Source organism: Pseudoneobacillus rhizosphaerae, from assembly GCF_917563885.1.
In the GTDB taxonomy this organism is placed as follows: domain Bacteria; phylum Bacillota; class Bacilli; order Bacillales; family Cytobacillaceae; genus Pseudoneobacillus; species Pseudoneobacillus rhizosphaerae.
The window spans coordinates 47,584-61,594 of record NZ_CAKJTG010000021.1 but is presented as its reverse complement, the minus strand read 5'-3'; the positions used below and the strand labels follow the sequence as shown (position 1 = coordinate 61,594).

13 protein-coding genes are annotated in these 14,011 nt (G+C 36.6%); 4 read left to right on the top strand and 9 right to left on the bottom strand.

Annotated elements, in window-relative coordinates; translation table 11 throughout:
- Positions 1 to 148 precede the first annotated feature (148 nt).
- Positions 149 to 469 carry a winged helix-turn-helix transcriptional regulator gene (locus tag LRP83_RS16730; protein ID WP_230497837.1) on the bottom strand — a complete coding sequence of 107 codons (321 nt, stop codon included), beginning with the start codon at positions 467 to 469 and terminating at the stop codon, positions 149 to 151.
- A 147-nt stretch (positions 470 to 616) separates the two neighbouring features.
- Between LRP83_RS16730 and LRP83_RS16725 the strand changes: the two genes are divergently transcribed.
- A complete protein-coding gene (locus LRP83_RS16725) occupies positions 617 to 1,381 on the top strand; it encodes a DODA-type extradiol aromatic ring-opening family dioxygenase (protein WP_230497836.1) in 765 nt (254 codons plus the stop codon).
- A 37-nt stretch (positions 1,382 to 1,418) separates the two neighbouring features.
- Here the strand turns inward: LRP83_RS16725 and LRP83_RS16720 are convergent, their stop codons facing one another.
- The 3 genes from LRP83_RS16720 to LRP83_RS16710 form a co-directional block, all read right to left on the bottom strand.
- Entirely contained in the window at positions 1,419 to 2,612 is a 1,194-nt protein-coding gene (locus tag LRP83_RS16720) for an MFS transporter (RefSeq protein WP_230497835.1), read from the bottom strand.
- Between the two features lie 14 nt (positions 2,613 to 2,626).
- Positions 2,627 to 3,040, bottom strand: a complete 414-nt coding sequence (locus tag LRP83_RS16715) for a MarR family winged helix-turn-helix transcriptional regulator (protein WP_230497834.1) — start codon at positions 3,038 to 3,040, stop codon at positions 2,627 to 2,629.
- A gap of 141 nt (positions 3,041 to 3,181) precedes the next feature.
- Positions 3,182 to 4,066 (bottom strand): alpha/beta hydrolase, encoded by an 885-nt coding sequence (locus tag LRP83_RS16710; protein WP_230497833.1) that lies wholly within the window; start codon positions 4,064 to 4,066, stop codon positions 3,182 to 3,184.
- A 170-nt stretch (positions 4,067 to 4,236) separates the two neighbouring features.
- Here LRP83_RS16710 and LRP83_RS16705 point away from each other — a divergent pair, with 170 nt between their 5' ends.
- The 3 genes from LRP83_RS16705 (at position 4,237) to LRP83_RS16695 (ending at position 8,724) form a co-directional block, all read left to right on the top strand.
- Entirely contained in the window at positions 4,237 to 5,712 is a 1,476-nt protein-coding gene (locus tag LRP83_RS16705; protein WP_230497832.1) for an amidohydrolase family protein, read from the top strand.
- 130 nt (positions 5,713 to 5,842) lie between these two features.
- On the top strand, positions 5,843 to 7,408 hold the full coding sequence (locus LRP83_RS16700; protein ID WP_230497831.1) for a glutathione ABC transporter substrate-binding protein: 1,566 nt from the start codon (positions 5,843 to 5,845) through the stop codon (positions 7,406 to 7,408).
- A gap of 86 nt (positions 7,409 to 7,494) precedes the next feature.
- Positions 7,495 to 8,724, top strand: a complete 1,230-nt coding sequence (locus LRP83_RS16695; RefSeq protein WP_230497830.1) for an amidohydrolase — start codon at positions 7,495 to 7,497, stop codon at positions 8,722 to 8,724.
- Between the two features lie 26 nt (positions 8,725 to 8,750).
- On the opposite strand, the gene LRP83_RS16690 is transcribed toward LRP83_RS16695, so the two are convergent.
- The 5 genes from LRP83_RS16690 to LRP83_RS16670 form a co-directional block, all read right to left on the bottom strand.
- Positions 8,751 to 10,163 carry a cytosine permease gene (locus LRP83_RS16690; protein ID WP_230497829.1) on the bottom strand — a complete coding sequence of 471 codons (1,413 nt, stop codon included), beginning with the start codon at positions 10,161 to 10,163 and terminating at the stop codon, positions 8,751 to 8,753.
- Positions 10,164 to 10,196: 33 nt separating this feature from the next.
- Entirely contained in the window at positions 10,197 to 11,489 is a 1,293-nt protein-coding gene (locus LRP83_RS16685) for an SLC5/6 family protein (RefSeq protein ID WP_230497828.1), read from the bottom strand.
- Complete coding sequence (locus tag LRP83_RS16680; protein ID WP_230497827.1) at positions 11,486 to 12,178, bottom strand: response regulator transcription factor; 693 nt, start codon at positions 12,176 to 12,178, stop codon at positions 11,486 to 11,488. Before LRP83_RS16680 ends, LRP83_RS16685 begins: the two co-directional genes overlap by 4 nt.
- An 8-nt stretch (positions 12,179 to 12,186) precedes the next feature.
- The gene (locus LRP83_RS16675) at positions 12,187 to 12,945 is read right to left on the bottom strand and encodes a sensor histidine kinase (RefSeq protein WP_230497826.1); all 759 of its coding nucleotides are present in this window, start codon (positions 12,943 to 12,945) and stop codon (positions 12,187 to 12,189) included.
- 70 nt (positions 12,946 to 13,015) lie between these two features.
- Positions 13,016 to 14,011 (bottom strand): ABC transporter ATP-binding protein, encoded by a 996-nt coding sequence (locus LRP83_RS16670; protein WP_230497825.1) that lies wholly within the window; start codon positions 14,009 to 14,011, stop codon positions 13,016 to 13,018.

The following is a 14,011-nucleotide window of genomic DNA, read 5'->3' as shown; positions in this document are numbered from 1 at the left end:
TCCTAACAAACATCAAACGATTTATAATTAAAAAAAGCCGGCTCAAATTTAATTTGAGCCGGCTTTTTTGTATTTATTTAGTCAAATAAAAAAGGTGGATATCCAATACTGAACACCTTTTCAAAATTAATCTATATAAACTAACAGTCTAGTTTTCAACTTCGATCCAATTTTGTGACCACTTTTCAAGTTCTCTCAGTAACGGCTCTAGGGCCATTCCTTTTTCAGTCAATGAATATTCAATCCGCACAGGTGTCTCAGGGAAAACTTCCCTTTTTACAATTCCCTCTTGTTCTAGTTCCTTAAGTCGTTCTGATAGTAGTCTTCCACTGATTGGGAGGGAAGATTCGATTGAACAAAAACGTTGGGGACCCGTGAGTAACTGATAAATAACTAAACCTGTCCATCGTTGACCCATCATTTTCATCGCTTTTGCAAATCGTGGACATAATATAGAAGATTGGTCCATTTCACATCACCTCTCATACTTTATTATAACCTAAATTTATTTTTAATAACATATTTATGTTTTGAAAAAAACTTACTTGACGTATTTAAATTATGAAATTATACTAACTTACATAAAGTAAGTAACTAAATGTCTGGAGGGAAAAATATGCAATCATTATTTTTAGCACATGGATCACCAATGAATGCGATTGAGGATAAGGAATATACTAGATTTCTTGAACAATTCGGTAAAACACTACAACCAAAGGCAATAGTTATTTTCACAGCACATTGGGAGAGTGATGTCCTTACAATTTCATCATCCGATGAGCAGTATGAAACCATCTACGATTTTTATGGATTCCCTGATGAGCTGTATCAAATAAAATACCCAGCAAAAGGTTCATCTTCATTAGCCAATATAATTGAAGAAAAGTTTATCAAACAAGGAATATCTGTACGTAAGGATATGACTAGAGGCCTTGACCATGGATCTTGGACGCTGTTACGCAGATTATTTCCAAAGGCAGATATCCCAGTAGTCCAAATCTCAGTCAATCCATTTTTGCATCCAGAAAAACAATATGAGATTGGAAAAGCCTTACGTGGTCTTGGTGAAGAAGATATTTTAGTCATTGGTAGTGGTGTTACGGTTCATAATTTAAGAATCATCAAATGGGGGCAATCAACTCCTGAACCTTGGGCAGTTGAATTTGATGACTGGCTAATAGGAAAAATCAAAGATAATCAACTTAATGACCTATTTGAGTATGAAAAATTGGCTCCACATGCTCAAATGGCTGTTCCAAGAGCTGAGCATTTCGTTCCACTTTACATTGCGATGGGAAGTGCTGATTCACTAGATAATGCTAAAGTCCTTTTTCGAAACTATGAGTTTGGAACATTAAGTAACCTTTGTTATCAATTCTAAAAAAGAGGTGAGTCTATAAACATAGACTCACCTCTTTTTATACGGAAACTTCTTGCTTTGTTTTTTGAGCATTCTGTTTTCGCGAATGTAAAACAAAATAAACAATAATACCAGCTAAAACATAAAGTGAACTGCTTAAATAGAAAGATCGAAATCCGACTTCTGCCACTATCATTCCAACAATAAAGGATCCAAAGCCAATACCGATATCAAATATCGATAGAAATGTTGCTGTAGCCATCCCTTTTTTAGAAGGAGCCACTTTTTGAATTGCAATGGTTTGGAGGCTTGGAAAGATAGTGCCGTAACCAATTCCGATTAATGCAGCTGAGATTAGAAAACCAACTGCAGTATGAGATCCACTCAATACATACATCCCAATAGCAAAAACTACAATAGCCGGATAGATGATTACATTAGGGCCATAAAGGTCAAACCATTTCCCAGTAAAAGGTCTTGATAATAATAAAACAACTGCGTAAACAACGAAGAAAAAACTAGAAACCTCGATTAAGCCAATTTCTTTAGCATAAACGGAAACAAAGGAGAGAATTCCCGAGTATACGATGGCAAAAAAGGCTCCGACAATGGCAATCGGAATAGCAGCAGTTGCAAAAAAGTTTTGAAAACGAAAATCAGATCGTACAGTTTCCATTGCATCAATGACTGGGAACCGAATGATTAGCCCTGTAATCAAGGCAAGTAAAGAGCACAACACACTAATAGAATATAATACCGTTGGATCGCCTTGTTGGATAGCTGTCAATCCAATAAAAGGACCAAGTACCATTGCCATACTAGCAGACATAATAAAATATCCCATACCTTCACCACTACGGGATTTAGGAATAATAGTAGCAACTATTCCACCGGCAGCGGTAGTTGCCATCCCAAAACCAATTCCATGCAGAAAACGAACTACTAATAATGTGACCATTGTTTCCGCAAAAAAGTAAAGTGTTGATGAACCAAGAAAGATAACTAGGGAAGTAATAAAAATTTTTTTATAACCTAGCTTTTCTATTGCATAGCCTGCCAATGGCCTAATAAGAATGGCTGAAAATAAAAAAACAGTGGTGATCAACCCAGCCTCTGTTTTCGAGCTACCAAATTGTTGTATGACTAGTACCGGTAAACTAACAAGTAAAAAGTAAAAGGTCATAAATAAGAAAAAATTACTTAAGGAAATACCTATAAAATCTTTTGTCCATAATCTAGTTGATTGTTCCACTTACATTCTCCTATCTATGATAATTGTTTATACCAACCTTTCAACTGTTGAGATAATTCTTCATGTGAATGACTAGGGATAGCCGATAACAATGAATCATTTACCTGCAAGGTGGCAGCCTCCCAAGTAGGATATTTTTCTAATGCCACCTCGGTAAGTTGAATATACTTTTCCCTTTTATCTTTCCCTTGAATTTGTTTCACGTACCCTTGAGTCAGCAATCTTTGTATTGTTCGAGTCATAGGTGGTGCCTCTATAGCTAAATATTGACAAATCTCTTTTTGAGTTAAACTTCCTTTTGTTTTTAAAACATAAATGACGGTCCACTGAGAACTATAAATTCCTAACGGTTTTAATTCCTCGTTTATACGATTAGTTAAATAACGGGATAATTGATTAATCGTATGGAAAATTTCATGTGTATTCATTTTTAGGAAAATCACTCCAAACAGTACTTTAATAATATAGTTACCTAGGTAACTATATCACCGTAATAAGAGGTAGTCAAATGGTTAAACCTTTCGAAAGCAGTCACATGAATTTTGAAATAACAAAAAAGGTTGTCAAACCTATGACAACCTTATCCAATTTGATAATTGTGTTTTTAGAAACTCAATCACCTGATTAAGAGCATCTTGAACAATTGGATCATGAATATCCTTTTCAAATACATGCTCACCATTAGGAATCGTAATCAATCTTCCGTAAACACCATTTTTAATAAGCGCAGCTCTCATAAAGATTGATTGCTCGTATGGAACATCAGTGTCATTTGTCCCATGCAAAAATAAAGTAGATGGATACTCCTCGGTAACCTGATAAATTGGACATAACTTCAATAGTTCATCATTAGATGAGTTAAAACCAGTAATCTCTTGAACCCAAACCCCTTGCTGTCTCGCATATAAATAGAAAAGATAGCGATCTTGAACAGGCCCTTCTGATAGGATCTTGTCTGATAATAGTTTCAATGCAAGGTCTTTTGGAATCAGTTCCTTTTGAAGATAAAAGGTACTAGGATTCATGGCCCACTTTGCTCTAAGATCTCCATATCCATAAAAAGAGACAATAGCTCGAGGTTTATTTTTAAAGGTGCCTGTACAAAGAGCAAGAAAACCACCAGCAGAGCCTCCTATTACTGCTATCCGTTTCGAATCAATGGAGAATTGTTTCATCCCTTCCACTTCTAACCAAAAGAGAGCATCTTGTACGTCCTCAAGGATGTCAGCTAATTTTGATTCAGGTGCTAGCCTGTAATCAATCGAAAAAACTGCAAAGCCGTTTTGGGTGTAAAGTTGGATCATTTCTTCGCTAATATCTTTCCTAGATCCCCAAATTAAGCCTCCACCATGAATATAAACAACGACAGGGGCATCGTCCTGGTCAGTCCCATAGAAGTCAGCCTTAAGTTTAAGTTGATTGATTGTTTTATAAATAATAGTATGTTTCATCATTAACCTTCACTTTCTAGCTACATTTCTTTTAGTATATCAAAATTATTTTTTTTATTTGTTAAAAGTAGAAATATTTTAAAAAGGAGTAATAATTCTGAAAATAACAATAACCAATATTATCTATAATTTTAATATGTAATAATAGTATACTTTGGAAGGGAGTAAAACAATTGAAAACCAAACTTAAAGGTAGATATGTGATTGGCTATAATGGATCCGGTCATGTTTTAATCGAACATGCCGAGGTCGTATTTGAAAACGATACGATTATTTTTGTTGGGAAAAATTATCCTAATGAAGTAGACGAAGAAATGGATGCAGGTAACGCAGTTATTAGTCCGGGATTTATTGATTTAAATGCACTAGGAGATATTGATCATGATATATTACATTTAGAAGCACCCGCTACAAAATCAAAAAATTTGTTATGGTCTGAACGTTATATTGAGCAGGGGCATCATGAGGTCATGAACGAGGAAGAGGAAGCATTTAAATCCCTATATGCTTATTCACAGCTTATTCTTCATGGGATAACAACGGCAATGCCGATCACCTCTGTTTTTTATAAAAAATGGGCTGAAACGTATGAAGAATTAGTTGCGGCTGCCCATCATGCAGGAAACCTAGGTTTAAGAATTTACTTAGGACCAAGCTACCAATCTGGGATCAGGGTTGTCAAGCCTGATGGAGCAATAAAGCTCTTCTGGGATGAAGAAGCAGGACGAGCAGGACTACAAAGGGCTGTTAGATTTGTCGAAGAATTTGATGGAGCCTATGATGGATTAATTAGAGGAATGTTAGCTCCAGAACGAATCGAGTGTCAAACGGAAGAAAGCCTAAAGCAGACAAAATACTATAGTGAAAAACTAGATGTACCAATCAAACTCCATGCTGCTCAAGGGAGCTTTGAATACCACACGATTTTGGAAAACAAAGGTGTTACGCCAATCCGTTATTTATATGATCTTGGCTTCTTAGGTCCAAAAACAGGAATTCCCCATGCACATTTTATTTCTGGATACAGTGAAGCAGGGGATGGTAAAAGTGATGATCTTGCCTTATTAGAAGAAACGGGTACAACAGTCATTCATTGTCCTTTAATTATCGGAAGGCATGGTCAAGCTTTAGAATCTTTTGCGAAATATAAACGCGCTGGGATTAATCTGGCACTAGGAACAGATACATTTCCACCAGATATGTTCCAGAACATTCGAACAGGGAGTATGCTGTCACGGGTGATTGAAGAAGACGTTGAAAACTCCACCTATGCTGATTTATTTCGAGCTGTTACTTTAGGTGCCGCCGCATTTTTAGGGAGAGAAGACCTCGGACGAATTTCAGTAGGTGCAAAGGCAGACATTATCGCAATTGACTTAGATGGATATCATATGGGCGTATCAGATGACCCGATACGATCGATGTTTGTAAGTGGAAGTGGTAGAGACGTAAAATTATCGATTATTAATGGAAGAATCGTAATGAAGGATCGACAAATTCCAAATCTTGATTTAGAAGAAATTAAACAAAAAGGGCAAAAATACTTCAACAAAATGAGAAAAGGCTATCTAGAAAGAGATTATCAACAGCTTCCAGAGAAAGAATTGTTCCCGTCATCGTTTAAGGTCGTAGAGTCGATTCAAAAGTGAAAGGTAGAAAAAGTTTAAAAAAGTAGTAGAAATAATGAAAAAGGAGGTAAAGATTTTAAAATAAAAAAGTCAGAATATTTATTATAATCGGACAAAAGCCAGTTATTATATTGATGAGGGGTTGGAGTCCATGAAGGTTAAACAAGGGTTACGAAAATTATTTCTTGTCATTTTGGTTGTGTTCTTGATTTCAGGCTGTTCTACCAATAAGGATGTCAGCACAAAAGAAAATGACAAGGCCAAACAATCAAAGGATGGCGGTACCTTAGTCATCGCAAGACTTTCTGACGCGGAGAACTTAGACCACCATTTTATGTCAACTATCAATGCTGCGAGTGTCACCCATCGTAAAATTTACGAAGGGTTAGTAGGGAGAGATAAAAATTCTGATATTCAGCCTTTACTAGCCACAGAATGGAATCAGCTTGACGATACAACCTGGGAATTTAAGCTAAGAGATGATGTAACTTTTCATGATGGAACTGCTTTTAATGCAGAGGCTGTAAAAGCTACATTTGATAGACTACTAGACCCAACTGTGGCTTCACCTAGAGCGGTTGTCTTCAAGATGGTTAAAGAAGTGAAGGTAGTTGATGACTATACCGTTCAATTCCTATTAACAGAACCATTTTCACCTTTACTCTCGATTCTTGCTAGTCATGAAGGCGGCATTATCAATCCGAAAACCATCGTAAAATATGGAAAAAATATCATTCAAGAACCTAATGGAACTGGACCTTTTGTCTTTGAATCATGGACGCCGGGTCAAGAGATTACTTTTAATAAAAACGAGAAATATTGGGGTGATAAAGCAAAAGTTGATAAAGTTGTATTCAAAGTAGTCCCTGAAGAAACAACAAGAATATCGATGCTCGAAACAGGTGAAGCACATATCGCAGAACCTCTATCTGTAACGATGAAGTCGACCGTAGAAGCCTCAAAAGCCTCAAAAGTTTACAGAAGTGAGGGATATGGTACAGAATATGTTGGCTTTAACGTGCAAAAGGCACCCTTTAACGATGTTCGTGTTCGAAAAGCTATTGCACATGCTGTAGAGATGGATGCGATTATTGACGGAGTTTTTAATAATATTGGAAAAAAAGCCAATACATTATTGGGATCCAAGGTGTTCGGATATCATGATGGTTTAAAAGCATATGAATATAATTTAAATGAAGCTAAGAGATTACTGACAGAAGCGGGTTATCCAAATGGCTTTAAAACATCGCTGATTACTATGGATAGCAAAGAACGAATCAATTTAGCTGAAGTACTACAATCGCAGCTAAAAGGAATTGGTATTAAAGTGAATATTCAAGTCTTGGAATATGGAACATTTGTTGAACAAGCAAATGCCGGCAATTCAGAAATGTTTATTATCAGCTGGAGAAATGCTACTGGAGATGCTGATTATAATCAATACAATCTATTCCATACTAACTCTCAAGGAGGAGCGGGGAATACGTTCTTTTATAGTAATGAAGAAGTGGACCGTTTAATTGAAGCAGCACGAAGTGAAAAAGACAACCAAACACGTCTTAATCTTTATGCAAAAGCGCAAGAGTTGGAAATGGCTGATTCTCCTTATATTCCAGTTCGTGTGATTGAAAATATGGCAGCTATTTCAAAGGACATTGAGGGATTTGCTATTAGTCCTTCAGGCTACTTAGAAATTAATGATATTTCAATCAAATAAAATCTATAATGGTAAGAGGGATATCCAAAAGGAATAAGCCCTTTTATCATGTTGCTCCTACATTATAAAAAAAGGATGATCATAATATGTTTTGGTTAAAGAATGTTCGATTAGAAACCGGATATAAAAAAGAAAATAATAGAGTGGTAGGGACTGAAACCGACCTTTTTCATTTATTGTTATCGGATGGAAAGATCTCTAAAATAACGAGTGGTCTTGATAGCATTTCGGATGATTTACCCGTGATGGATGCACAAGAATTGTTACTATTACCTTCCTTTGTAGAAAAACATGTACACCTTGATAAAACGCTAATAGGAGATCATTGGCGGGCATGTACCCCAGCCAAAAATGTCATTGGTCGCTGTGAAATCGAAAAAAATATCTTGGCTTCGCTTGCTACGAATACAGTTGAACGGGCAGAAGAATTACTTAGGCAATTATTAGCTTACGGATCGACTCATGTTCGGACACATGTGGATATTTATCCTGAAGTTGGATTAAAGAATCTAGAGGGAGTACAACAGGCACTTAGAAACTATTCAAATAAAGTAAGCTCAGAAATTGTCGCGTTTGCTCAGCACGGATTGTTGCGTTCAGGTTCTGGCCAGCTAGTGAGAGAAGCAGTAAGGAATGGAGCAGGGATAGTAGGTGCAGTCGATCCTGCCACAGTTGATCAAAATATTGAAGCTTCTTTAGTAGAGCTAATGGATATCGCTGTGGAAGGAAATGCCGATATTGATTTACATTTACATGATCCTGGACATCTTGGGACTTTTACGATGAAACGACTTGCTCTTTTAACGAAACAAGCGGGATGGGAAGGGAGAGTGGCTATTAGTCATGCCTTTGGTCTTGGGGATGTTTCAACAACAGAAGCGTATGAAATGGCGGAAATTCTAAAAGATGCGGGTATTTCAATTGTAACTAGTGTTCCAATCGGCCGAAACATTCCTCCAGTAAATCTATTAACCGAAAGTGGCGTAGAGGTCGCTGTTGGTAACGATAACATCTTTGATACGTGGTCTCCCTTAGGCAATGGAGATGTACTTGAAAGACTAGGTCGCTTAATTGAGAAATATAGATGGACAGATGAGATATCACTCTCACAATCACTAAAATATATTACAGGTGGAATTACACCCTTAAATAAAGAGGGGAACCAGCTTTGGCCGAAGGTAGGGGATGCAGCAAGTATGATCTTAATTGAAGCCAGTTGTTCTGCAGAAGCTGTCGCAAGACGCTCTAAACGCAAAGCCGTCTTCTATAAAGGAAAACTCGTTTCTAGTACATTAGATCAAGGTATAATCCAATAACAAATCGAAAAGGGATGAAAATATATTCATCCCTTTAATAGTTTACTTGCCTTATAGAATACAAGATACAAAACTACTGCTATCCCTATGCCTGTAAACCAAGAAACACGGTAGAAAGGTTCAAGTGCTGGTATAACGTTACCAGCTAGGCTAAAAAATCCAGCAATTAGTATGCTCACTATTGCTGACCAATTCATCCGTATTGGAGACTGATAAAGGCTTTTCACATGGATTTCTTGTTTACAAATGAAATAATAATGACTAAGCAATACACCTATTACAGGGCTTAATAATCCCCCGATAATATTTAAAAAGGCAAAAATACTCGTTGAGTTCTCCATTAACTTCCAGGGCATAATCAGAATCCCGATAATCGTTGCCAGAACAGCGCCAGCAATAAAATTTAATCTTTTCGGAAACAGGGAGGCCAGTTGATTCCCTGCCGGAATGATATTACCAACGATATTTACCGATAACGTCGATAAACAGATAGTGAGTAAAGAGAGAATGATAGCAAATTTATTATCGAATCGATCAACGACTTCTAGTACATTCCAAATGGGGACTCCATAGGCAATCTCTGAACCGACGATGATGGAAATACTTGCTACGGCAAATAATAAATACGTAGTTAATAATCCCAGTATTTGACCAATAGTCTGATCTTTATTAGATCTAGAGAATCTGGTCATATCTGAAACGCTTAAGATTTGGGCAACCCATGTGGATAAAATAGCTGTAACACAAGTCATAATGACGAAAGATGAATTTTCAACCATACCCTTAGGCTGATAGCGAAGGATGGCTTCTATTCCACCAGCAAGATTGATTGCCCAAATGGCCATCCCTCCAAAAACGAGAAATATGAGGGGGGAAAGAATCTTTGTTAGTTTTCCTAATGTATCCATTCCGCCAAAAATGCAAATTAAATGAATCATCCAAAATAGCAAAAAGGAAAGGCAATTCGGTAACCCTAATCCGAAAAAACTCCAATCTCCACCTACTGAAAGGTATGAAGGCCATATGACTCCTATTAAGATAGTAACAGCAAGACTACCTGCGTAGGTTTGAAGACCAAACCACATGATAGCAGCAACAACCCCTCTTAATACGCCTGGTAAGATTGCTCCTCTCACGCCAAATGTCAATCGGAGTAGCATAGAAAAAGGGATTCCATACTTGGCACCCGCATGGCCATTTAACACCATCATGGAGGCTAGTATAAATGAAGAAACTAAAATAGTGAAGAACACTTGCCATATACCCAGCCCAATCGCAAAAAATCCCCCTATTGTTACATATGATGGAACATTATGGACGGAACCCATCCAGATTGAAAAGAAGTGAGTAATTTTCCACGTTCTATCTTCTTGCTTAGTAGGTAATAAATCTATGCTTTGAACAGATTGTTCAGCAAAAAGAACTTGTTCTTGTTCCAAATCATATTCCTCCTATAGAATTAATAGGCATCATTAGTTAAACCACTTATAAAAGGTAAAGCAAAGACAAATAAAACTAGAAATAGCAAAGCTTAGCCATATCGCCAAAAGATTCTCTGTAAATGGTAATACCAAATAACCACCTATAGCACCAATCAATGAAGCAAAGGGAATAAGGGAAGGTAATTTTCGTTTGCTAAGAATAATATAAAACATTGGTACAATCATCGAAGCGTAAATATTTCCAAAGAAAAACAGTAATTCAAGTGGGTTTGGTGTAAGAATTGTCACGATTACAAATAAAAATACGCAAATTGCACCTGAAAAAATATAGGTGTATTTCCATTTTTCACGGTCCGTTAGCTTCCGAAAAACTTCCAACACGTTTCTTACAAACAGAGACGTAGTCGCATGAATCTCAGCACTAATCGCAGAAGAAATTGCACTAAAGCAAAATAAAACAAATAAAACAATGAGTACTGTAGATTGGATTTTTTCAATGAGTTCAAATATTAGGGAGTAGATATTTTCATAGCTTCTTCCAAAAATAATAATCATTAATAAGGATGATAATGCTAGCGGAATTGTCGCCCATATTAATCCGGCTAACGTAAATGTCATTCGTACCTTTTCTTTTTTAATAATAAATACACGTTGCCAAGTTGCACGGTCAATCAAGACTTGTCCAAATCCAATTAAAATGGCGGTGAAAATAAACCATATTGCTTCTGTGTTTTTTATATACAATAAATAGGGATGGTATAGCTTAATTCCTTCATAAACAGGAAATACACCTTCTTGAATAAAAAAATAAACAGGAATGATAATGACTGCGCCGAAAATAAGTGAAACATTTATTCCGGCTAGTTGATGTATTCTTTGCATTCCACCTACTCCACCAACAAAAAAGCAAAAGGATAGGAATAATAGCATACCTATAAAAATAGGTAAAGGGGAAATCATGTGGATTAATATTCCTGCACCCATCGCTTGCACAAATAAGGAATCTAAGCTGGTTATAAGGAGGACTGTAATCATATACCAATAGCCACTTGGTGTTAGCTTAAGGCGTAATACGTCTCCAATTGTATGTTGGTCAGGGTATCGTTCACGGATCTTTTTAGCCAACAACCCAAATAAAATGAGTGCTAAAGCCCCCATTAACGAATAGCCAATTCCACCTGTTAGTCCATATTTGATTAACGTTTCTGGGGAAGCAAGAATCGTATTTCCAGTTACCCATCTAGCCAGTAAGCTTACCACACCGAAACTGATACCAAGCTTAATCGCTCCGCTCACATAAAACTGATAATCCTCTCGTTTCAACGATATAACTCCTTTAGGCGGTAATCTCGTGGTGATTGTCCAGTCGTCTTTCGAAATATTTGACTAAAATAATGTTGGCTGTTAAAGCCGCATCTTTCTGAAATGGTATTGATACTTAAATCAGGAGATTCAATCAACATTTTTTGTGCTTCTTTAAGACGGTAGTCATTTAAATATTCGGAAAAACCCATACCAACCTCTTCTTGAAATTTTCTGCTTAAGTATGCCGCGTTAATATGGATCTTAGAGGCTAAATAATTTAATGTTAATTTCTCACTAAATTCTTGCTGGATAATTTGCAAAGCTTTAATGATTTGTTCAGAATATCTACCTATTCGTTCGTATCGTGCTAACACAGATAATAGTTCATCTTCAATAACAGGCTTCGTAATGTAATCAACCACCCCAAGACGGATAGAGGTTTGAGCATATTCGAAATTTTGATAAGCGGTCACCATAATGATGTCCATTGTATTAGAACTAGATAGCTCCATGGCTAACTCTAGACCTGATTTTCCTGGAAGTTGAATATCTAGGAAGGCAAGAAGGATATCATTCTGCTTCACAATTTGAAGAGCTTTTGAAGCATCCTGGGCCTTGAAAATCTTCCAGTTGGGGAATTTTTTTAATATCAAATATTCTAGTTGCTCTAATTCAAGTGGTTCGTCATCGACTAGCAAAATGTTCATTTTCTCCATCACCCTCCAAGTTTATCTGACTTTATGACAAATGGAAAAATAGCTAAAACGGTCGTTTCATTTACTGAATTTTTGAAATCAACTTTTGTATATTCATTTGGAAAAAGGAGCTCAAGCCTTTTGGCGATATTTTCTAAACCGAGCCCACCTTCAGTAGGAATTTCAACCTGGCTTTCAAAGGAGTTATTCCAAACTGTGACATGAACCTCTTTCTCTATTTTTTTTACGTCAATCTTTAACGAAGCGTCACCGATATGTTTTTCAAAAGCGTGCTTAAAGGCATTTTCGACAAAGGTTTGAATAAGAAAAGGGATGATGACAGCCTGCTTAACGTTAGGATCGGTTGTAATTTGAAACTGTAATCGATCCCGAAATCTTGTTTTTTGAATTTCTAAATAATAGCCAGTATAAGTAAGTTCATCTTCTATCGTAATAACAGAATTATTTGTTTGATATTTAAATTTAAGTAGTTTTGAAAGCGTTTCGATTGAACGGATTAATTCTGTTTTCCGATCAAGTCGTGCTAGGCTAAGAATCGAATTTAATGTATTAAAAAAGAAATGTGGTTGGATTTCTGAATTTAATTGATTATATAATGCCGTTTGTAATTCTCTTTCAAGAGCTATTTCTCGAGTATGCTGCTCAAGTAAATCGATTCGTTTTTCAAAAATAAACAGAAAAAGTAAGGTGAAAGCACCTAATAACGGAGCTAATACACATATCATGATATAAATGGAGAAAGGTTCTATAGTAAGCATGTGACAAGTTTCTCCGTTCCATTGATTTAAAAAAAGGGAGCATATAAATTCTCCCTTTTAATCGATAAGTTTATTGTGCTAATTCTTCAGCTCTGTGGCAGCTAACAAAATGATTATTCCTTATTTCACGTAAAGCGGGTTCTACCTGTTTACAATTTTCAACAGCAAACGGACAGCGTGTATGAAAGCGACATCCAGTAGGTGGATCGATTGGTGAAGGTACGTCACCTGTCAACATCACTCGTTCCCGCTTCAATGTTGGGTTTGGGACGGGAATAGATGATAGCAATGCCTTCGTGTAAGGATGTAGAGGTGAATCAAACAAATCCTTTTTCTCGGCAATTTCAACGACTTTCCCTAAATACATTACCATAACACGATCAGATATATGTCTTACCACACTCAAATCATGAGAGATAAATAGAAAAGTAAGCTGAAATTGTTTTTGCAGCTTTTTTAGTAGGTTTAAAATTTGTGCCTGTATCGATACGTCTAGAGCAGAAACCGCTTCGTCACAAATAATTAATTTCGGGTCGACAGCCAAGGCTCTAGCAATACCAATACGCTGACGTTGGCCACCACTAAATTCATGTGGATAGCGATCAAGTGCTTCTGGAGGTAGTCCAACATAACCAAGAAGCTCCAGCATTCTATCCATTCTTTTAGGTTTCTCTACCACATTTTGAATGGCCATCGCTTCATTTAAAATTTGTTTTACGGTTTGACGTGGATTAAGGGAGGCAAAGGGATCCTGAAAGATTACCTGCAAATCGCCCCTCAGCTTACGCATTTCCTTTTTATTCAACTCTAAAATATTTTGCCCAGAATAATATACTTTACCATCGGTTGGTTCATCAAGTCTTAAAATCGCTCTACCTGTCGTTGATTTCCCACAGCCTGATTCGCCAACAATACTTAGTGTTTCTCCTTCAAAAAGCTCAAAAGAAACATCATCAACCGCCTTTACAAAAGCTTTAGGTTTAAAAATGGATTCTGTTTTAACTGGAAAGTATTGCTTCAACTGATCAACCTTTAATAGAACTTTCTTATCTATAACCTTCTCCAT

Coding starts and splice junctions, on each gene's coding strand:
- LRP83_RS16725 (WP_230497836.1), top strand. CDS start 617: ATGCAATCATTATTTTTAGCACATGGATCACCAATGAATGCGATTGAG.
- LRP83_RS16730 (WP_230497837.1), bottom strand. CDS start 469: ATGGACCAATCTTCTATATTATGTCCACGATTTGCAAAAGCGATGAAA.
- LRP83_RS16670 (WP_230497825.1), bottom strand. CDS start 14,011: ATGGAGAAGGTTATAGATAAGAAAGTTCTATTAAAGGTTGATCAGTTG.
- LRP83_RS16715 (WP_230497834.1), bottom strand. CDS start 3,040: ATGAATACACATGAAATTTTCCATACGATTAATCAATTATCCCGTTAT.
- LRP83_RS16695 (WP_230497830.1), top strand. CDS start 7,495: ATGTTTTGGTTAAAGAATGTTCGATTAGAAACCGGATATAAAAAAGAA.
- LRP83_RS16680 (WP_230497827.1), bottom strand. CDS start 12,178: ATGAACATTTTGCTAGTCGATGACGAACCACTTGAATTAGAGCAACTA.
- LRP83_RS16710 (WP_230497833.1), bottom strand. CDS start 4,066: ATGATGAAACATACTATTATTTATAAAACAATCAATCAACTTAAACTT.
- LRP83_RS16675 (WP_230497826.1), bottom strand. CDS start 12,945: ATGCTTACTATAGAACCTTTCTCCATTTATATCATGATATGTGTATTA.
- LRP83_RS16700 (WP_230497831.1), top strand. CDS start 5,843: ATGAAGGTTAAACAAGGGTTACGAAAATTATTTCTTGTCATTTTGGTT.